We start from the raw sequence: 20,838 nt of genomic DNA on the forward strand, positions 1-20,838 counted from the left end.
GTTGCAACAGTACAATTGCACAAAAGATCTCGAGTCGAATTGGAACAAAATGAGGTGTTTCTATTATCTATTCATTGCAATATAATCTGATGGCGACATCGAAAAATGTTTCTGAAAATTACGGCCAAAACTCGTCTGCGATTTATAACCGACCATTTCGGCGATTTCGTACATTTTAAGGTTTTCATTTAATAATAATTCGGCGGCACGTTTAAGACGGACAATGTTTATAAGCTCGTTCGGACTCAGATTGGTGATGTCTTTGATTTTTCGATACAAAGTAGAACGGCTCATATTCATGATTTCTGCCAAAGATTCAACGCTCAAATCTGGATCTGTGATGTTTTTAAGAATCTCATCGTCAAGTTTTTTCAGGAATTTTTCGTCTGTTTTATTGTGTGCAATGCTTTTAATGTGCGAAAGCGGCGAACTCGCATAATAATTCATAATCTGTCTGCGGTTTTCGATCAGATTGCTGGCTTGGACTTTTAAATAATCCATAGAGAACGGTTTGGCAATGTAGGCGTCTGCACCAACTTCGAGACCATCGATCTGAGATTGCAGCGAATTTTTAGCAGTCAATAAAATGACTGGAATATGACTCGTTTCTAAATTGGTTTTAATGGTTTTACACATTTCAATTCCGTCCATAATGGGCATCGAAACATCTGAAATTACGAGTTGAATATTTTCGTTGTGTATGATTTTTAAGGCTTCATCGCCATTTGACGCTTTTAGAATAGTATAGCTTGAAGCCAGTTCTGTCGTTATAAAACTCAAAAGATCTTCATTATCTTCTACCACTAAAAGCTGTGCTTTTTCATTTTTAATTGCTGCGGTTTCTTTTGGGGTTTCGCTTTCGATTGTTTCTTTTTCAGATTCCGAATACAGCATGAATTCTTCTTTTTGATGAAGTGGCAGCGTCAGTTCAAAAACATTAAAATCGGAATCAGAGAGCAGCTGTAAATTACCGTTGTGAAGCTGTGCCAGTGAATGCGCCAGCGAAAGCCCGATTCCGGTTCCGGAAGCTGTATTAGAGTCGTCTACTCTGAAAAAGGGTTCGAAAATTTTATCTTTTAAATGAATGGGAATAATACTGCCGTCATTTTTTACAATCAAAGTCAGTTTTTTATCATCTCTAAAAAGCGAAATTGAAACCGTATCTTTTGCATATTTTACCGCATTGCTCAGCAGATTGCTCAAAATCTTCTTAAATGCTTCTTTGTCTACAAAAGCATGAATGTCTTTTTCTCCCAATTCTAATTGAAAGTCTAAGCCGCGTTCTTCGATCAATTGGCTGAATCTCAAATGCAGGTTTCGAACCTGCGATGAAATATTCGCTTCGACGAAAGTCAATTTTAAGCCGCCGATTTCCGATTTTCTAAAATCCAATAATTCGTTTACCAATTTTAATAAACGCGAAGTGTTTTTTTTCATAATAGAAAGATGCTGCGGTACTTCTTCAGATTCGTATTGCAGTCCTAAAAGTTTTTCTAAAGGCCCCTTTATCAGCGTAAGCGGCGTTCTGATCTCGTGCGCAACATTGGTAAAGAAATCAATTTTGGCTTGATAGATTTCTTTTTCTTTTTCGTCATTCAAATGTTTGATTTTGCGGTTGTTCTTAATCTGGGTCAGGTTTTGAGAATACCGAATGATGTAGTAAAACCCTGTACAGATCAAAACGAAATAAAGCAGATAGGCGTAAATGCTGGCATAAAACGGCGGTAAAATTCTAATTTTAAGTTTGACCTCTTTACTCCAGACCCCAAAACTGTTGAGTGATTTTACTTTAAAAACATAATCGCCCGGCGCCAGTTCGGTAAAGAAAACTTTATTGTTTCGTTCCAGATAAACCCAGTCTTTGTTGACATTTTCAAGTTGGTACCAATATTCTGTAAGCTCTGCCGCGGTATAATTTAAAGACGCAAATTCGAGATTAAAAGACGATTGATTGTTGTTTAATTCTAATTCATCAATAAAAGAAATCGATTGTTTTATAGGCGAGTCCGTACCATTTGCTTCAATATCTTTATTATTGATCTGCAGATTGGTAATGTAGATAAACGGCGTGTATTTATTCTTCGTAAAATGCTTCGGATTAAAACTGATCATTCCGTTGAGGTTTCCAAAATACATGTCGCCATTGGTATCTTTAAAAGCCGAATTGTAATTGAACTGGTCGCTTAAAAGTCCGTTTGCCGTTGTAAAAATCTTGAGGGTCTTATGATCGGGACCAAATTTTACTAAACCTTTAGAAGTGGTCAGCCATAAATTGCCTTCATCATCTTCTAAAATAGAGTAGAAGACATTACTCGGCATTCCGTTTTTGGTTGTAAATTTGGTAAAAGTGTGTGTTTTTCGGTCAACGAGGTTTAAGCCGTTTTCCGTTGCAATCCACAAATTCTTAGAGCTGTCTTCAAAAATAGTATTAATCGTATTGTTGCTGATGCCTTGCGGATTTTTATAATCATAATTAAAAACCTCTTTTTTCTTAGTTTTCGGGTTGTAAAAAAGCAGTCCGTCGCGGTAACTTCCAGCCCATAGATTTCCGTCACTGTCTTCTTTAAAATTGGTATAATGATACGTTTCTGGGAAAAACTTCATGATTTCGAAGTGATCCGCCTGTTCATTATAGCGGTACAATCCAGAAGTCGTTACAATAACAAAGTCTTTATTTTTCATTTCATAAAAAGAAAAAATAAAGTTGCTGTGCAGACCGCTTCTGCCATCGCTCGCGCTGTAATGCTGGATAAGAGCACCCGAATTCCGATCTAAAACATCCAAACCATGTTCAAAGGTTCCGACCCAGATTTTGTCTTTTCGCGGCAGCAAAGCATGAATGTTGTAGTACGAAACGGGATAAGAGGTAAATTGCTGCGTTTTTGGGTTAAAACGATTTACGCCCGCATCTTCGGTGCCAATCCAGATATCGCCATGGTCGTCTTTGTGAATTTCCCTGACCGCGCTGCCGCTAATGGAGTTTTGCCCTTTCTGCGGAAAATACTTTTTAAACTGCGTATATTGCTTCTGGTGGTAATTGATACCGCCAAAATACGTTCCAACCCAGATTCCGTTTTCTTTGTCAATCGTAATCGAGTAGGCGGCATTGTCTGAAATCGCATACGGATCGTTGTAGTTTTTCTTGAGATTGACTGCCTTTTTGGTTTTCAGATTATAAACATAAACGCCCGATTCGCTGGCAATCCAGAGTTCGTCATTTCCTCTTTTTCTAAATTGGCGTACAAAAACAGGATCTTTGGTATCAAATTTTAATTCGGTGGTCGTTTTATTGTTTCTATTGTAAATAAGAACGCCGTGATCCTGAGTTCCGATTACGATATTTTCGGCATCAACAGCATAAATTACCGTGATTCTAAAGCCGGATTTGTTTGAAGGCGGATGCAGCGCCGCATTTTCAAACGAATGATTTTCCTCAGAATAATGATAGATTTTATTTAAGGAAGAAGCCCAGATTTCGCCTTGCGGATCTCTGGTAATCGAGGTAGTGACAAAATACTTATTAGGATTAAAAGTGGTCATTTCCTTTTTCTGCGTGGCATATTTATACAAAATGTTGCCAGAAATAAACCAAATGTTTCTTTTCTTGTCGTGATTAATATCATTGATACGATCGTTAATAGCTTCGTTTAAAATAGAAAAGCGATCTTGTTTTTTGTCATAGTGATACAAACCTTTATCTGTTCCGACCCAAATCGTTCCATTATGTTCGTGCAGTGACTGTATATAATTGCTTCCTAAACTGCGAATAGGATCACCGCTGCTTCTGTAGGTTTTAAAACGATAACCATCAAACCTGTTTAAACCGTCTTTGGTTCCAAACCACATAAAACCATCATTATCCTGGATAGAGGCCAGAACGGTATTGTTAGAAAGTCCTTCTTCGACCTGAAAATGTTTAAAATAATATTCTTGTGCATTCAAAAAAGGAATCGAAAATAACACTATAAATAATAAAAGAAAGAATTTACGCATAGTTGTGGTTTTTAGGCTTAAATAGTTATTTCTTCAAATCGTCTCAATATTCTACAAAATGTTGCAGCTGTATTAAAATGGGCTGTTTTTAATACTATTTGAATCATTTTAAAGAGATATTGACACAAATGAAGCATTTTATTTTGAATAAAAAGTACCTACTTTGAATTTTCAAATAAACCATATTGATAATTTTTTAAGGTTAAAAATACGCTATCAATAATATTATGTTTGAAAAAATAAACCATTACTAATTTTGAAACAAAATGAACAACTTATTACCAGACATTAGTTTTGATTCTTTCTTTGGACGCAGACCAGGAGATTGATTGAAGTCTAATCGTAAACCAAACCACAAAAGAAATAACTATCTAAAATGCAAAATCAATGAAAACAACGTTCACTCAAATTTTAACAAAGAGATATTACCTCTTGTTTTTCTTTAGTTTATTACTGCAGTCCTCATTTGCCCAGCAGCAGATTACAATAACGGGAACAGTGACCGGCTCAACGGGAGAACCCATTCCGTTTGCCAATGTTCTGATCAAGAATACTCAAAAAGGTGCAGCAACAGATCTTGACGGTAAATTTTCGATTACCGCCAATTCAAATGAAATTTTAGTTTTTAGTTCGCAAGGCTATAAAACAACAGAAATTGCTATTAATAATAGAACTTCCGTAAACGTTTCGTTAGCAGAAGATGCCATGAAACTCGAAGAGATAGTAGTAGTGGGTTACGGTTCGCAGCAGAAAAAAGACCTTACGGGAGCAGTTTCGCTAGTAAAAGCAGATGAAATCCAGAAAAGACAGGTGACAACGGTTGCAGACGGACTTCAAGGTCTTGTTACGGGAGTGAAAGTACGTGGAGGCGGACGCCCGGGACAGGAAGCGAATGTGGAGATTCGCGGACTTAAAAATCTTCAAAATACCAATCCGCTGTATGTGATAGACGGATTGATTACTTCTGCCAACAGAGATTTTAACCCGAATGATATCGAAAGTATTCAGGTTTTAAAAGATGCCTCTGCAGCAGCGATCTACGGATCGAGAGCGGCAAACGGGGTGATCATCATTACTACTAAAAAAGGTAAAAAAGGCCCGCTTCAGGTTGAAGTTTCGGCAAAAAGCAGTTTTACAGTAATGCCTCGTTATGATTTAGTGGGAACCGAAGAGTTTGCAAAATACAACAACATGGCCTATGATAATGCCGGATTTACAAGACAAAATCTAAATATGGCAGTGGATACAGACTGGCAGGATGCTGTTTTTAAAACAGGAATGATTCAGGATTATAATGCCAGCGTATCGGGAGGAAGTGAGAATTCGAGCTTTTTTATGTCGGGGAATTATTTTGGAAATGAAGGCACAGTGATCGGAACTGATTTTGACAGAATTTCGTTTAGAGTGAATTCAAGCGGTACAAAAGGAATTTTCAGTATCGGAGAAAACTTAGCCATAAGCAATTCTAAAACCGATGAAATGTCTGGTAATCCCATTATTGATGTTTACAGAATGACGCCTACGATTCCGCTTTATGATGCTTCTAATCCAGGCGGATACGGATACGGAAAACAAGGTGTTGCCGATACTTTTGGAACAAACCCTTTGGCACTGGCCGATTTTTCGAATACGACAAATGAAAACTTTAGAATTAGAGGAAATATATGGTCAGAATTAAAATTTGTTCCGTGGTTGAAATACCGCTTCAATTTTGGATATGAAACCAGCTTTGATTCGTACAAATACATGAGAAAAAAAGGAAGCTGGACCTTAAACCAGCCTCAGGACCCGTCTCAGACCGATCAAAATAAAGGCAGATCTGAAACGATGCTGTTTGAAAACACCTTGACTTTCAAAAAAGAATTTGGAAAACATGATCTGACAGTTTTAGTAGGCCAGACGTATCAAAAAGACAATTACAACCAAATTTACGGAACCAAAAGAAATCTTCCTATGAATTCTGGAACGGGGCAGTATTACGAGGTTTTAAACCAAGGAGATTCGCCGGTAGTAGGAGGATTTATAAACGAAGCGGCTCTCGCGTCTTATCTGGGAAGAATAGAATACAATTATGACAATCGCTATTTATTGAATGCTGTAATCAGACGCGACGGCTCATCAAAATTCAGTGATGGAAATAAATGGGGAAATTTCCCTTCGATTTCTGCAGGATGGAGAATAAGCAACGAATCGTTTTTTAAATCGGCATTTATTAAAGATTTAAAAGTGAGAGCAAGTTATGGAGAATTGGGTTCTGGAAATATTAGAGAATACGAATCTAAAAGCTTTGTCAATAATTTTGGTCAGATCGTACTGGGGAACGACCAAAATTTGTATCCGTCGGCCGCTCAGGTAAAATTATCGAATTCACAGCTGCGTTGGGAAAAGTTAAAACAAACCAATATCGGATTAGATTTAGGTGTTTTAAATAATGATCTGCGTCTAACGGCAGATTATTTCATCGCCCGTACAGAAGATGTATTATTTGGGTTTCCTATTTTATTAACTACCGGAAACGACGGCGGCAACCCGATTTCGAATGCGGCAACGGTAGAAAATAAAGGTTTTGAATTGGAATTGGCTTACAGCAAAAAAATCAATGAATTCTCTTTTAATGCGTCTGTAAACTTTACAAAAGTAAACAACAAGCTGGTTTCTCTGGGTAACGGACAAAACGAAAGTATTATCGGAAACACCATGACCCGCAGCGGCAGTCCGGTAGGAATGTGGTATGTATTGGAAACAGATGGATTATTTCAAAACCAGCAGGAAATTGACAACTACAAAAATGAAAACGGACAAGTGATTATGCCGAATGCAGTTCCTGGAGATATCCGCTTTAAAGATAATAACGGTGACGGACAAATTACCAATGCAGACAAAGCGATTGTAGGAAGCCCGTGGCCGGAATTTGAGATAGGATTAAACGCCGGTGCAGAATACAAAGGTTTTGATTTTTCTATGAACTGGATTGCTTCAAACGGAGCAACGGTTTATAACGGATTTAGAAGTGTTGTCGATCGTTTTGATGATAATAGTAATTACAGAACCGGAATTCAGCCTTGGACGCCGGAGAATCCAAACACCGATTTTCCTAGAATTACAAAAGGTTCCACTTTAAATTCAAGAGGAGACAGCGATCGTTTCTTAGAAAGCGGTGATTTTATCAGACTTAAATACATCGGATTTGGTTATAACCTGCCGGAAAGTGTTTTGAAAAACTCTGGTATTTCTAGAGCAAGATTAACCCTGTCGGCACAAAACATTTTAACAATCACTAAATACAAAGGTTTAGATCCAGAATTCAGCAATACTGGTGATAACAGGATTTTTGAACGAGGTGTTGATAATGGTTCTTTTCCGAATCTTCAGACGTATTCTTTTGGTGTAGAATTTAGCTTTTAATTAAACAAACAGCGTAATGAAAAAAATAATCATAATAACAGCAGTTTTTCTGGGTCTTGTTTTTACAGCTTGTGAAAATGAATTGGATCTGAACAGCCCAAATGATATCACAGTAGATCAATATTGGAAAACAGAAAGCGATGCACAAGCCGGTGTAAATTCTATTTATGCCATGTTTTATAAAGACGGATTATGGGCGAGATGGATGTATTTCCGTTTAGACTTAACTTCTGATGAGGGGTACAGTGTAAGTCCGTGGACTGAATTGGCAGACTGGACGAGATTTAATTACATTAATTATAATTTTTGGGAAGGAAATGCCGTAACGTGGAGAGACACCTACAAAGCTATTTTTAGATGCAATCAGGTTTTGGCTAATGTTCCGGGCATACCATTTGAAAATGAAGAAACTAAAAAGCAGGTTATCGCGCAGGCCAAATTTTTCCGAGCATTGCATTACTATTATGCAGCAGTAATCTGGGAAGATGTTCCTTTGGTTTTAGATCCGTCTACACCAGCAGATTTGCCGCAGCAAAAAAAGGTAACCGAAATCTGGGCTCAAATAGAGAAGGACCTGAACGAAGCCTTTGAAGACTTGCCAAGAGACTGGGCCGCTGACCAGACCGGAAGACCAGATAAAGGCGCAGCAAAAGCTTTTCTTGCAAAAACCTATATGCAGCAGCACAAATGGACAGAAGCAAAAGCGGCTTTGGAATTTTTAATCTCTGGAGCAGGAGCAAAGTACAGTCTGGTATCGAACTACAGAGATAATTTTACAGATGTAAATGAAAACAATGGAGAATCTGTTTTTGAAATTCAGTTTGGAGATCAAAGAAAGGGAGGAACCGACGAAGCTCAAAATGCAGCAGTTTCCAGCAACCGTGGGCAGTTTTTTGCACCAAGAGGAATAGGCTGGTCTGACGGACAGGCACGTTTCTGGCTGGTAAATGCTTTTAAGCAGGAAAAAAATAAAGACGGTAATCTCGATACGCGCTTAAGATGGACTTTGTATTATCCTGATTTATTGGCCGATTTTGGAGACAAAACCTACGACAGAAACTGGGAATGGAACAACGACGAAGCCTGGTTTAGAAAAGGAAGCCGCGACTATTACAGAAATAACGAAGATTATTACAGCCAGGTAAACTATAGACTGGTGCGTTATGCAGACATTTTACTGCGCTATGCCGAAGTTTTGAACGAAACAGGGAATACCGCTGCAGCGTATCAATATGTAGATTTGGTGAGAGCGCGTGTCAACATGAATACCTTAGCGGCAGCACATCCAGAAATTGGAAACGATCACGATAAATTCTTAGAACGCTTAAAAACAGAAAGAGTTTTAGAACTGGCAGGAGAAAGTGTTCGCTGGGAAGATTTAAAACGCTGGGGAGATTTAGATTCTCAAGCCTCTGTTGATAAAATTGCGCTTCGTGATTCGGATTTTAAAAATTTTAAAGTGGGAAAAAACCATAGAATGCCAATTCCGCAAGTTGATGTAGATAATAATCCAAATCTCGAGCAGAACTCTGGATATTAAAAAATATACTCAGCGTATCAAAACTATTCATAAAGGAATCGGAGAGCACCAAATTCCGATTCCTTTAATCACCAAAGAACATTCGTTCTAAATTAAGAAAACCTATAATGAGAAAAGTAAAATTGTATCTGACACTTGTGTTGGCAGGACTTGTATTGCAAAGCTGCAACAAAACGAAAAGCAATACAGATGAAACTAAAAATGAAACCGCAGTAATCGAAAAAAGAGAAATCTGGACCAAGGACCAAGCTAATGAATGGTACGGAAAACAGCCTTGGCTGGTAGGAGCCAATTATTACCCGAGTTCTGCTATTAACCAATTAGAAATGTGGCAGGAAGCTACTTTTGATCCCAAAAGAATCGATCAGGAATTGGGCTGGGCAGAAGATATCGGAATGAATGTAATGCGTGTTTATCTTCAGGATTTATTGCACCAGCAGGATGCCGAAGGGCTTTACAAACGCATGGACGAATTTTTGGCCCTTGCAGACAAACACCACATTAAAACACTTTTTGTTTTGTTTGATTCGTGTTGGGATCCGTTTCCGGTTTTAGGAAAACAAAGAGCGCCAAAACCCCATACACACAATTCTGGCTGGGTACAGAGCCCGGGGCAAAAAGCATTGCAGGACAAAACACAATATCCGCGTTTAGAAAAATATGTAAAAGAAACGGTTTCTCATTTTAAAGATGATCAAAGAATTTTAGGCTGGGACGTTTGGAACGAACCCGATAACATGACGGGACCGTCTTATGAAAAAGTAGAAATCAAAAACAAAGCAACTTTAGTGCTGCCCTTATTGAAACAAGTTTTTGCATGGGCAAGATCGAGCAATCCTTCTCAGCCTCTTACTTCAGGTGTATGGGTAGGAGACTGGAGTGATGAAGCTAAAATGCAACCGATGCATAAAATGCAGATTGCAGAATCTGATGTAATTTCTTTTCACAATTACAACACACCGCAGGACTTCGAAAAAGTAATCAAGCAATTACAGCGTTACGGAAAACCGCTTATTTGTACTGAATACATGGCAAGACCAAACGGAAGTACTTTTGAAGGTTTTCTGCCGATTGCAAGAAAATACAATATCGGTATGATAAATTGGGGATTTGTAGACGGAAAATCACAAACAAAGTACGCTTGGGACAGCTGGACGAAAACCTACACGGCTGAACCAAAAGTATGGTTTCATGATATTTTTCACACTGACGGAACGCCCTACATCAAAGCAGAAACGGATTTGATTACTAAAATGACGGCTGAGGCGAATAAGAAGAATTAGGGAATTAGATAATTAGATAATGTTTCAATTAGATAATGTGTCAATTGATAATTAGATGATTTTTTGCTGCAGATTAGAGGATTAAAAAGATTTTTGATCCTCTAATCCTTTAAATCTGTTGCAAAAAAAACTCAGTAAAAATTCGTGGAATTTATAGCCAAAAAAAACATCTTAACCTGTAAGCAGCATGAAAAAAAATAAAATAAAACAGCTCTTTCTGCTAGTCGCGATTGTGATCGGATTTTCTGCGAAAGCACAGCAGCCGGATACGCCGGGACAAGTTAATGGAAAAGAAAGACCTAAAAACGAAGCCTATCTTTTTGCGCACATGACGCATAACGATTATGGCAGATTGTATTATTCTGTTAGTTTGGACGGTCTGCATTGGAACAAGCTCAACGACGGGAAAAGGGTTTTTGAAGAATACAAAGGACATCCGGACATTTGTAAAGGTCCTGATGGCAGATATTACATTGCCGGAAATACTGGCGACGATGCCAAAGCAATCAATATCTGGGTTTCGAACGATTTGATCGCATGGAAAAAACATGCGGATTATACGCCCGATTTAAAAAGCACGCCCGATTATGCCAATGCTTTACAGCGAATAGGTGCTCCAAAATTATATTATGATGAGCCTTCGAAGAAATTCATCATGACGTGGCATACGCCGCATTTAGAAGGGACAAAAGAAGACGGCGAACGTTATTGGGCAAGCCAGCGTACTTTGTATGTTTTGTCTAAAGATTTAAAAACCTTTGAAGGAACTCCAAAACGTCTTTTCGATTGGGATATGGGAACCATTGATGTTTTTATTCGTAAAGTCGGTGATTCCTACTACGCCGTCATTAAAGACGAAACCTATCCCACATTGTATTGGACAACCGGAAAAACCATCCGAATTGCCAAATCAAAATCCCTTTTAGGACCTTACTCTTTGCCTCAGCAATCAATCAGTCCAAACTTTAGAGAAGCCCCAATGCTTATTCCTTCGCCAGACGATAAAATTTGGTACCTCTATTACGAACAATATCCTGGAGTTTCCTACGGATTGTCTATAGCCGATAACCTAAACGGACCTTGGTATCAAGCATCAGGTTACACTTTTTTCTCAGATTGGGACAAATACAGCCTTCCCGAAAAAGTGCGCCACGGATGCATGATTACAATCTCTAAAAACGAATACGACAAGCTGGTAAAGAAATTCGGCGTGACGAAAGAAAGTGAGAAAAGTAAAATGTGAAAAATGTGAAAAGTAAAATGTGAAAGGTAAAATGTGAAAGGTAAAATATGAAAAGTAAAATGTGAAAGGTAAAATGTGAAAAGTAAAATGTGAAAAGTAAAATGTGAAAAATTTGAGATGCGAAATAGAACTCTTGCCATTTCTTCATGCGCTTCCTACATCCCACATCTCACATCTCACATCTAACATCTCACATCTCACATCTAACATCTCACATTTCACATCTCACACTACATTGTTTTAATGCAATAATGTATAAATAATACATAATGAAAAGAAAAAATATACTTTATATAGCTTTTTTTACGGCATTCATGGCCAATGCGCAATGGAAACCGCAGGGCGAAAAGATTAAAACCAAATGGGCTGCTGAGGTTAATCCAGCGAAAGTATTGCCAGAATATCCGCGTCCGATTATGGAAAGAAGCGAATGGAAAAACCTAAACGGCTTATGGAAATACACCATTCAAGAAGCAGGAAAACAAGCTCCAGTCCAATACGACGGTGAGATTTTAGTTCCCTTTGCTGCAGAATCCAGTTTGTCGGGCGTGATGAAAGAAGTGGGATCGAAAAACGAACTTTGGTACGAAACCAATTTTACTGTGGATGTCAACTGGAACGGAAAAAATATACTCCTGCATTTTGGCGCAGTAGATTGGAAAACGGAAGTTTATGTGAATGATGTAAAAGTCGGTTCGCACACAGGAGGATATACGCCGTTTTCGTTTGATATTACACCTTTTGTTAAAAACGGTGCCAATCAAAAATTAGTGGTAAAAGTTTGGGATCCCTCAAACGACGGTCCGCAGCCGAGAGGCAAACAAGTTAAAAATCCAGAAGGAATCTGGTATACGCCCGTGACCGGAATCTGGCAGACAGTCTGGCTGGAACCTGTAAACGTTAAAAGCATTCACAGTTTGAGGTCAACGCCAAATGTCGATCATAATTCAATCCAGATAAAGAGCGATGTAGTTGGAGCAGCGGCAGGCGATTTTATCGAAGTGACGGTTTTGGAAGACGGGAAAGAAATAGCAAAACAAAAAGCAGTTGTCAGCGAAAGCGCCGATATCGTTTTGAACAATCCAAAGTTGTGGTCGCCGGAAAATCCATTTTTGTATCACACTAAAATTAGTTTGATAAGCGGCGGAAAAGTAGTAGATGAGGTTAAAAGTTACTTCGCTATGCGGAAAATTTCATCCAAAAGAGACCAGAACGGCATTGTCAGAATGCAGCTTAATAATAAAAGTTATTTCCAATTCGGCCCGCTGGATCAAGGCTGGTGGCCAGACGGATTGTATACCGCACCAACTGATGAAGCTCTAAAATACGATCTCATCAAAACCAAAGAACTGGGCTTTAATATGATTCGTAAACACGTAAAAATAGAACCGGAACGCTGGTACGCCTATTGCGATCAGCTTGGTATTTTGGTTTGGCAGGATATGCCGAGCGGCGACGAACAGCCTGTCTGGCAGCACAAAAAATATTTTGAAGGAACTGAATTAAAACGTTCGCAGCAATCCGAAGACATTTACCGCAAAGAATGGCAGGAAATCATGGATCATTTGTATTCGTATCCGAGCATTGTAGTATGGGTTCCGTTTAATGAGGCCTGGGGACAGTTTAAAACGATCGAAATCACAGAATGGACTAAGAGGTACGATCCGACCCGTTTGATCAATTCTGCGAGCGGAGGGAATCATTTTCAGACTGGCGATATTTTAGACCTGCACAATTACCCAGGGCCAGAATTGTATTTGTATGATGCCCAGCGCGTAACAGTTTTAGGAGAATACGGAGGAATCGGCCTGCCGCTCGAAGGACATTTGTGGAGAGCGAATGACAATTGGGGTTATATAAAATTTAAAAATGCCAATGAAGTAACTGCCGAATACATCAAATATGCCAATATATTGAAAGGTTTGGTAAAATCGGGTTTCTCAGCAGCCGTTTACACTCAGACAACAGACGTAGAAGGCGAAGTAAATGGTTTTATGACCTATGACCGCAAAATTGACAAAATGGACCTTAAAAAGGTTAATAAAGCGAATAAAGAGGTTATTGAGGCTTTGAATCAGAAATGAGTTTTAATACAAACAGCTTTTACAATTTTTAAGAGGTTTTCTTTTTCGCTATCGCTCGGGTAAAAACAGCCTTTAGAAAATAGTCCAGAGTTTTTAACTGTGGGAAAATTTCAAGCCAAAAAAACAATAAAATGAAAAAATACCTAATCCTTTTCCTGCTTACCACGATAAGTTTTGCACAGCAAAAAACATTCACAAATCCAATTCTGCCTTCGGGAGCAGATCCTTACAGCACGTATTACAACGGATATTATTATTACTCCAATACGCTGGGAAATAAATTGGTTTTATGGAAAACCAAAGATCTATCAGACATTAAAAATGCCGAAAGCAAGGTGATTTGGGAACCGCCGAAAGGAACCAATTATTCGGCAGAAATCTGGGCACCGGAGTTTCATATCATCAACGGAAAATGGTATTGTTACTTTGCAGCAGACAACGGAGATAATAATAATCACAGAATGTATGTACTTGAAAATAAATTATCTGACCCATTTAAAGGAAAGTGGAACTTTAAGGGTAAAATTGCAGCTAAAACAGATAAGTGGGCCATTGATGGAAATGTTTTTGAATACAAAAAACAGCTGTATATGATCTGGGCCGGATGGGAAGGAGACACTAACGGACAGCAGAATATTTACATTGCTAAAATGAAAAATCCGTTGGAGATCGAAGGCGACAGAGTATTGATTTCATCACCGGTTTATGATTGGGAAACACACGGCGCTTTGCACGATGAGGTAAATCCGCCTCAGGTCAATGTAAACGAAGGCCCGCAGTTTTTGGCAAACGGCGATAAAGTATTTATTGTTTTTTCGGCAAGCGGCTGCTGGACCGATTTCTATGCTTTGGGTTTGCTTGCTTTTAAAGGCGGTGATGATTTGTTAGAAGCGTCGGCTTGGGAAAAAGCTCCAGAGCCAATTTTCAAGCAGTCGGCAGAGAATAAGGTGTATGCACCTGGACATAATTCATTTTTTAAATCTCCAGACGGAAAAGAAGATTGGATCTTGTACCACGCCAATTCCAATCCGGGCGAAGGCTGCGGGAATAAAAGATCGCCGAGAATGCAGCAAATAAGCTGGGATTCAAATGGTTTTCCAGTATTAGGAACTCCTGTAACTGAGGGTATTCCACTTGCAATTCCTTCCAAATAAAAACGCAATTCTAAAAAAGATGAAAAGAAAAAAGATGAAAAGAAAAAAGATTCAAATTATCACAGCTGTATTGCTGGTTCTTTTACAATTAAGCTGTAAAGACGCTAAAAAGAAAGAGGTTACCTCAAAAGAAACTTCAGAAACCACAAAAGACACGCTGGCATCAGTTCTAAAAGCGCAAGATTTTGATACAATTATCGATGGTAAAAAAGCGGCTTTGTATTGGATTGAAAATAACGGAATAAAAGCTGCTTTTACCAATTATGGCGGTCGCCTGATTGGTTTGTGGGTTAAGAACAAAGACGGAAAACAAACCGATGTTGTAGTAGGTTTGAATAGTGTTAAAGGCTTTAAAAATGCTTCAGAACCGTATTTTGGCGCAACAATAGGAAGAGTCGGCAACAGAGTTGCATTAGGTAGGTTTACGCTGGAAGGAAAGCAGTATCAAATACCGCTGAATAATGGTAAAAATGCTTTGCACGGTGGTGTGAAAGGTTTTCAAGATGTGATTTGGGATGCTTCTAAAATTGACGAACATACTTTGGTTTTAACCTATGTTTCACCAGATGGCGATCAAGGATTTCCTGGCAGCTTAAAAGTCAAGGTGACGTATACGCTTACAGAAGATCAGGCTGTCAAAATGGAATATGAAGCGACAACGGATCAAACGACCGTTGTCAATTTAACCAATCATGCTTTTTTTAATTTGAACGGAGAGGGCAGCGGTACAATTCTGAATCACGAAGTGCAACTGTATGCCGATAAATTTACACCGGTTGACGAAGGTCTGATTCCGACGGGAGAATTAAGACCGGTAAAAAACACGCCTTTTGATTTTACCTCAAAACATGCCATCGGAGAACGAATTGAAACCCAAGACGAACAATTGAAATTTGGTAAGGGTTACGATCATAATTATGTGCTTTCTGGTGTAAAAAAGGATGGCTTTATGCATGCTGCAACGGTTAGAGGAGATGTGTCAGGTATTACTTTAGATGTTTATACAGAAGAGCCTGGTATACAATTTTATAGCGGAAATTTTATGCAGAGTAAAAACACGTTTAAATCAGGAGCTAAAGACGATTTTAGAACAGCTTTTGCATTAGAAACACAGCACTTTCCAGATGCGCCAAACCAGCCGAAATTCCCGTCAATTGTTTTGAAAAAAGGAGCAAAATATCATACTGTTTCATTGTATAAATTTTCGGCTGCAAAGTGACTTTTTTTTCTCAAATACCAGAATTTTCATAAAATTCCCCATAAAAGCAAGTCTAGAGACGAATAGCAGTGTGTCTTGAGCAAAGGATATTTATATTCAAAAAATATTTGAAGTTTTTACTGTGAGAAAGGTTACAAAGAGCACAAAAAAGAATCCTAAAGGCGCACTGCGGGGAGTTCAAAACAAAGCGTGATGTATCACAAATATTTTTATAGATACAATCGTAATTGAAATGGAAAAAAGCATCTAAAATGCTGAAAAAGCTACTATAGTTTTTTTCTATATTGAATTCGTAACTATTTAATTATTAAATATTAAAATAACTTTTGTTAAATATAAAGATTAACTATAAATGAAAAAATATTTAAGCCTCGTATTTTTGCTTTATTGCTTCATCTGCTGTTCTCAAGACAAAGAAAAAAGCAGTAAAACAAGCGCAGCAGCAGCATCTATTTTGCTGGCAGACCCAACAATTTTTTATGATAACGGAACGTATTATTTGTACGGAACCACAACGGCAGAAACGCCATTAAATGGAAATGGTTTTATGGTTTACACCTCTTCCGATTTGAAAAAATGGAAAGGTCCCGCTGGAGCACAAAATGGCTTGGTTCTTAAAAAAGGAGAAAGTTTTGGAACGCAGGGATTTTGGGCACCGCAGCTTTTTAAATACAATAACAGATTTCACATTATTTATACAGCCGATGAAAACATTGCCATTGCGAGCAGTGATAGTCCGTTGGGACCGTTTAAAAACGATTCCAAAGTACCAATGTTTGCATCAGGAAAGCAGATTGATCCTTTTGTTTTTATAGATGAAGACGGAAAAAAATACCTGTATCATGTTCGTTTAACGAATGGAAACCGGATTTTTGCAGCCGAATTAAAAGAAGATGTATCGGGAATAAAAGAAGAAACCCTCACAGAGTGCATTTCAGGCGTTTTGCCGTGGGAAAACACACAAAATGTAAGCTGGGCTGTCACCGAAGGTCCAACGGTCTTAAAACGCAACGGTTTGTATTTTATGATCTATTCGGCAAACGATTTTAGAAATCCAAATTATGCGGTGGGTTATGCCACAGCTAAGAGTCCGTTAGGGCCTTGGGAAAAAGCAGCAGAAAATCCAATAATCAGCAGAAAAGATATCGGCATAAATGGAGTCGGCCACGGTGATGTTTTTTATGATAAAAACGGAAAAATGAAATATGTGCTGCATACTCATTTTAGCAGCAGCGATGTTTCGCCAAGAAAAACCGGAATTATCGATCTTATTTTTGAAGGTGATAAAATCAAAGCAGACTTTAAATCTTTTGTTCTTTTGACAGAATAAGCGTTTATTTTAGAGTTAATAACGGGAAAGAGATGCAATACATCTCTTTTTTTATTATCGCGTTTGCATTCTGGTGTATGGATGATAATTGTCTAATTCAAATCAAATTTGTACATTGTTGAAAATTATAAGTATGACTCCAAAAATAGAAGATTTGATTCCGCATAGAGCCCCATTTTTATTTGTGGATGAAATTATTTCTGCTACGACTGAAACCATTATTGGCTTAAAAACTTTTACAGAAAAAGACGTTTGGCTGCAGGGAAGTTTTCCAGAACTTAATTTTGTTCCTGGAACAATTTTGATAGAAGCTATGGCGCAATGCGGCGGTGCCGGAGTAAAAATGCTGGGCATTGCCGATGGTGTTTTTGGCTTGGTAAGCTTGGATAAAGTAGAATTTTTTGCCGGTGTTGAGTTTAAAAAACTTGTCAAATTTGTGGTAAAAAATATCCGCTTAAGCGAAAAAATCATTAAACAATCCGGCGAAGCTTTTGCAGATGACCAATTAATATTAAAAGGCGAGTGGCTGTGCGTTAAACTGCAGTAATGTTTTATTGTTTAATGAAATAATGTTGCAATTGCTGAAAAGGCTGTTATTTATTTAAAGCAATTCTAAATTAAAGTCATTTTGAATAACTAAATTTTGTATTTTAGTTTCTTATAAAACCCAAAATAGATCTATATGAATTCAAAAACAGACTTAGGATTATTAGTATTGCGCATCAGTATTGGCGGTTTGATGCTTTTTCATGGTGTAGCAAAGATTCTGCATGGAATTTCGTTTTTAACCGAAAATATGGGAGCAATTGGTTATGCTGTTTACATTGGAGAAGTTGTGGCTCCATTGGCTATTTTAGCAGGATGGAGAACTAAAATTGCAGCGGTAATTTTTGCGGTTAATTGTATAGTAGCTATTGCAGTTGCTCACGCCAATGAAATTTTCTCAATCAGCGAACACGGAGGCTATGCGCTTGAACTGCTAATGCTTTACCTTTTAGGTGCTGTTGCTTTGGTATTTACAGGAGCAGGAAAATATGCAGTTTCGAGCTCTAATAAATGGGACTAAATTTTAAGATATAAGATTCAAAAAAGCTCTAAGCCACGACGGTTTAGAGCTTTTTTGCTTTGAGACTTTAAGTTTTGATGCTATCTTTAAAATAAAAAACTGGTGTTCTTTGTGTTTAAAATTCCGCTTTGTATTGATTTTAGAAAGCCTCTCCAATTCTAAAATAAATTCCCCAATCGCCCTTACCGACGGCACCGTCCAGGCCTACATTAAATTTTGATTTCTTAAACGGATTATAACGAAAACCGGCACCGGCACCAGGATATAATTTCCAGTCAAAACTTGGAGTGTCAGAACCGTACATTGTTGCAAGCCCTGCAAAACCAACCAATCCCGTTTTTGTGCCAAAATTGTATCGATATTCTCCCTGGATGTCCATTATACCTGCACCGCGATATTTTCCTTCAGAATATCCTCGAATATCCGTATTGCCAATCGTACTCTGCTGTTCAAACGCTACATTTCCTAAACCAAATTTTCCGTAAGCGCGTACTGCAATTACATCTTTGTTTCCTCTGGCGGGGATGTATTTGTTGGCTTGAACAGAAACGCGATTCGAAGCCAGTTCATTGTCCATAAATTTGGGATAAGTAGACCAGTCCAATCTGATTTTATAGCCTTCGGTCGGGTAATAAACGGCATTTCTGGTATCGTACAGCAAGTTGATCACCAAAGCATTACTGTACGAAACAGACGAAGGCGAAATATTATCTTCATAAGTGGTGTTGTAATGCGCAAAAGTGTAAGAGAGGCCGGCGTAAAATCTGCCGACAAGTTTTCGTTGAGCCCCTGCACTCGCCACAGTAGTTTTGGTTCCGTAATCATAAAAATCCGGTTCCTCGATATCGTCTACGTAAAACTGTGAATTCTGATTTCCGGTAAAAAAGAACAATTTCAGCCGCCATTGGTCTTGATTCAGGTACCATTTATTAAAAAATGCAACAAAATAGGATTTGTTTGTAGTGTAAATAGCAGACATTCCAGACATAGATTTGGGCGAAATCGTGTCTTTTTCATTTGCTTTGTACATCATCATCGGAATCACGCCCAGCATTGTTTCAAGATTTCGATTATAACTTAAATACGGCATTACTCTCAATTCTATTTTTTTCTCTTTTTTGAAAACAGAATCCTTAGTTTTTTGTCCAAAAGAAGAATAGGCGAAGATGATAAAAAAGAATAAAAGTAGAAAATGCCTCATAGTATAAATTTGTTTTAGTGAATTTATATTTTGCAGCGCAATGCATTCTGATACTTGTAAATTTAAATAAAATAACTGTAAGTGTTTGAAGTTTAATGTTTTAATTTGTGTTATTTTTCTTAAAAACAGCAGTCAATCGCTCCAAAGCATTTTCAGAAAAAAGATGTGCCGCATTTTCCAAAGTTTCTTTTACAGCTGCAGCGGCTCTTTTTGTCATTTGTTCTTCAAAGACTGCCACGGCTGTTTTAATATCAGAAAATTGATTTGAAGTTAGATTTTCAGCCAGATCCACAGCATCCAGCAGCGCCAGATTGGCGCCTTTTCCAGCAAACGGAGGCATTCGGTGTGCGGCATCGCCAAGCATGGTTAGGTTTTTCTGCGTTTTCCAAGATTGATTGAACGGAAAATAGTATTGCGGACGCAGTATAAAATGTAATTCTTTACTTGTAAAAAGCGCATCCCACTGCGGACTCCAATCTTTGTAGACCTCTTTAAACCATTTGTAAACTTGCTGATGATCGGTAAAATCTAAATTACTTTGCTCAATTTGATTTTCTGGGAGCTTACTGCTGGCTAAAAACATAAGCGAACCGTCTCCTTTTGTGCCGTACATAATAGCCTGCCTGCTGCCAAACGCGAGTACTTTACCGCCTTTAGAAAACTCGAAAAGCTGCGGTACATTTTCTTTAGCGTTGTAAATAGTGCCTTCCAACATTGTAATGCCAGAGTAAACGGGTTTTATGTCACTTAAATACGGGCGGATTTTAGAATGGGATCCGTCGGCGCCGACCACAAAATCAGCATAAAAATCGAAGTCATTTTTTAGATAAATCCTCCAGCCGGTATTTTCTTTTTTCATCGAAACAAACTGGCTGTCCCAAATTATAGTTTCGGGTTCAAGTGAATTCAGGAGTATGCTTCGCAGTTCAGACCGATCAATTTCTGGTCGTGGTTTCGAAATGTTTTGGATCGAATTGCCATGAATGCCTGATTCCTCATCTTTATGAGAATGTCGCGCTTCGTGCTCATCAAATCTCAATTCCAATTTTTGATCGACAATTCGGGCTTTGCTTGCATTGGAACGAACATTCTGGTAAAATTCTTCCAGTAAATTGGCTTCTTTCATGGCTTTTAAACCAGAATCCTCATGTAAGTCTAAAGGTGCGCCTTGAACCCGAACTTGGTCATTACGATCTCTTTCGTAAACCTTTACCGAAACATTTTTCATTTGTAAAAGCCGGGCAAGGAGTAAACCGCCCATTCCGCCGCCAATAACGGCGACTTGTTTATTTTGTAGCAGCATAGTTTTATTTTTTAAAT

The 20,838-nt window shown here is 38.3% G+C and carries 13 protein-coding genes; 10 read left to right on the forward strand and 3 right to left on the reverse strand.

The genetic code is table 11. The annotated features are described in order from the left end of the window. Positions 1–63 precede the first annotated feature (63 nt). Entirely contained in the window at positions 64–3,993 is a 3,930-nt protein-coding gene (locus tag C4F50_RS05015; protein ID WP_193845318.1) for a hybrid sensor histidine kinase/response regulator transcription factor, read from the reverse strand. Between the two features lie 387 nt (positions 3,994–4,380). Between C4F50_RS05015 and C4F50_RS05020 the strand changes: the two genes are divergently transcribed. The 10 genes from C4F50_RS05020 to C4F50_RS05065 all read left to right on the forward strand — a co-directional run bounded on the left by C4F50_RS05020 (position 4,381) and on the right by C4F50_RS05065 (position 18,317). Then, positions 4,381–7,398: a SusC/RagA family TonB-linked outer membrane protein gene (locus tag C4F50_RS05020; RefSeq protein ID WP_193845319.1), complete on the forward strand. Its 3,018-nt coding sequence runs from the start codon at positions 4,381–4,383 to the stop codon at positions 7,396–7,398. A 16-nt stretch (positions 7,399–7,414) separates the two neighbouring features. Further along, positions 7,415–8,938, forward strand: coding sequence for a RagB/SusD family nutrient uptake outer membrane protein (locus tag C4F50_RS05025; RefSeq protein ID WP_193845320.1), 1,524 nt, complete (start codon positions 7,415–7,417; stop codon positions 8,936–8,938). 107 nt (positions 8,939–9,045) lie between these two features. Further along, positions 9,046–10,221 (forward strand): glycoside hydrolase 5 family protein, encoded by a 1,176-nt coding sequence (locus C4F50_RS05030; protein ID WP_193845321.1) that lies wholly within the window; start codon positions 9,046–9,048, stop codon positions 10,219–10,221. A 187-nt stretch (positions 10,222–10,408) separates the two neighbouring features. Further along, the gene (locus C4F50_RS05035) at positions 10,409–11,464 is read left to right on the forward strand and encodes a glycoside hydrolase family 43 protein (protein ID WP_193845322.1); all 1,056 of its coding nucleotides are present in this window, start codon (positions 10,409–10,411) and stop codon (positions 11,462–11,464) included. A gap of 269 nt (positions 11,465–11,733) precedes the next feature. Beyond that, positions 11,734–13,548: a glycoside hydrolase family 2 protein gene (locus C4F50_RS05040; protein WP_193845323.1), complete on the forward strand. Its 1,815-nt coding sequence runs from the start codon at positions 11,734–11,736 to the stop codon at positions 13,546–13,548. 131 nt (positions 13,549–13,679) lie between these two features. Beyond that, positions 13,680–14,702 carry a glycoside hydrolase family 43 protein gene (locus C4F50_RS05045; RefSeq protein WP_193845324.1) on the forward strand — a complete coding sequence of 341 codons (1,023 nt, stop codon included), beginning with the start codon at positions 13,680–13,682 and terminating at the stop codon, positions 14,700–14,702. A gap of 34 nt (positions 14,703–14,736) precedes the next feature. Continuing rightward, a complete protein-coding gene (locus C4F50_RS05050) occupies positions 14,737–15,921 on the forward strand; it encodes an aldose epimerase family protein (protein ID WP_193845325.1) in 1,185 nt (394 codons plus the stop codon). 352 nt (positions 15,922–16,273) lie between these two features. Beyond that, positions 16,274–17,251 (forward strand): glycoside hydrolase family 43 protein, encoded by a 978-nt coding sequence (locus C4F50_RS05055; protein ID WP_193845326.1) that lies wholly within the window; start codon positions 16,274–16,276, stop codon positions 17,249–17,251. 133 nt (positions 17,252–17,384) lie between these two features. Next, on the forward strand, positions 17,385–17,798 hold the full coding sequence (locus tag C4F50_RS05060; RefSeq protein ID WP_193845327.1) for a 3-hydroxyacyl-ACP dehydratase FabZ family protein: 414 nt from the start codon (positions 17,385–17,387) through the stop codon (positions 17,796–17,798). Positions 17,799–17,933: 135 nt separating this feature from the next. After that, positions 17,934–18,317: a DoxX family protein gene (locus C4F50_RS05065; RefSeq protein ID WP_193845328.1), complete on the forward strand. Its 384-nt coding sequence runs from the start codon at positions 17,934–17,936 to the stop codon at positions 18,315–18,317. Positions 18,318–18,456: 139 nt separating this feature from the next. Here C4F50_RS05065 and C4F50_RS05070 read toward each other — a convergent pair whose 3' ends face one another. Both C4F50_RS05070 and C4F50_RS05075 read right to left on the reverse strand, forming a co-directional pair. Further along, complete coding sequence (locus C4F50_RS05070; RefSeq protein ID WP_193845329.1) at positions 18,457–19,518, reverse strand: BamA/TamA family outer membrane protein; 1,062 nt, start codon at positions 19,516–19,518, stop codon at positions 18,457–18,459. 100 nt (positions 19,519–19,618) lie between these two features. Beyond that, the gene (locus C4F50_RS05075) at positions 19,619–20,821 is read right to left on the reverse strand and encodes an FAD-dependent oxidoreductase (protein WP_193845330.1); all 1,203 of its coding nucleotides are present in this window, start codon (positions 20,819–20,821) and stop codon (positions 19,619–19,621) included. Between the last annotated feature and the right edge of the window lie 17 nt (positions 20,822–20,838).

It is taken from the genome of Flavobacterium hungaricum (assembly GCF_015182285.1).
GTDB classification, from domain to species: Bacteria; Bacteroidota; Bacteroidia; order Flavobacteriales; family Flavobacteriaceae; genus Flavobacterium; species Flavobacterium hungaricum.

What these genes read in the sequence shown, in the direction of transcription:
- C4F50_RS05015 (WP_193845318.1), bottom strand. Translation starts at nt 3,993, where the DNA reads ATGCGTAAATTCTTTCTTTTATTATTTATAGTGTTATTTTCGATTCCT.
- C4F50_RS05020 (WP_193845319.1), top strand. Translation starts at nt 4,381, where the DNA reads ATGAAAACAACGTTCACTCAAATTTTAACAAAGAGATATTACCTCTTG.
- C4F50_RS05025 (WP_193845320.1), top strand. Translation starts at nt 7,415, where the DNA reads ATGAAAAAAATAATCATAATAACAGCAGTTTTTCTGGGTCTTGTTTTT.
- C4F50_RS05030 (WP_193845321.1), top strand. Translation starts at nt 9,046, where the DNA reads ATGAGAAAAGTAAAATTGTATCTGACACTTGTGTTGGCAGGACTTGTA.
- C4F50_RS05035 (WP_193845322.1), top strand. Translation starts at nt 10,409, where the DNA reads ATGAAAAAAAATAAAATAAAACAGCTCTTTCTGCTAGTCGCGATTGTG.
- C4F50_RS05040 (WP_193845323.1), top strand. Translation starts at nt 11,734, where the DNA reads ATGAAAAGAAAAAATATACTTTATATAGCTTTTTTTACGGCATTCATG.
- C4F50_RS05045 (WP_193845324.1), top strand. Translation starts at nt 13,680, where the DNA reads ATGAAAAAATACCTAATCCTTTTCCTGCTTACCACGATAAGTTTTGCA.
- C4F50_RS05050 (WP_193845325.1), top strand. Translation starts at nt 14,737, where the DNA reads ATGAAAAGAAAAAAGATTCAAATTATCACAGCTGTATTGCTGGTTCTT.
- C4F50_RS05055 (WP_193845326.1), top strand. Translation starts at nt 16,274, where the DNA reads ATGAAAAAATATTTAAGCCTCGTATTTTTGCTTTATTGCTTCATCTGC.
- C4F50_RS05060 (WP_193845327.1), top strand. Translation starts at nt 17,385, where the DNA reads ATGACTCCAAAAATAGAAGATTTGATTCCGCATAGAGCCCCATTTTTA.
- C4F50_RS05065 (WP_193845328.1), top strand. Translation starts at nt 17,934, where the DNA reads ATGAATTCAAAAACAGACTTAGGATTATTAGTATTGCGCATCAGTATT.
- C4F50_RS05070 (WP_193845329.1), bottom strand. Translation starts at nt 19,518, where the DNA reads ATGAGGCATTTTCTACTTTTATTCTTTTTTATCATCTTCGCCTATTCT.
- C4F50_RS05075 (WP_193845330.1), bottom strand. Translation starts at nt 20,821, where the DNA reads ATGCTGCTACAAAATAAACAAGTCGCCGTTATTGGCGGCGGAATGGGC.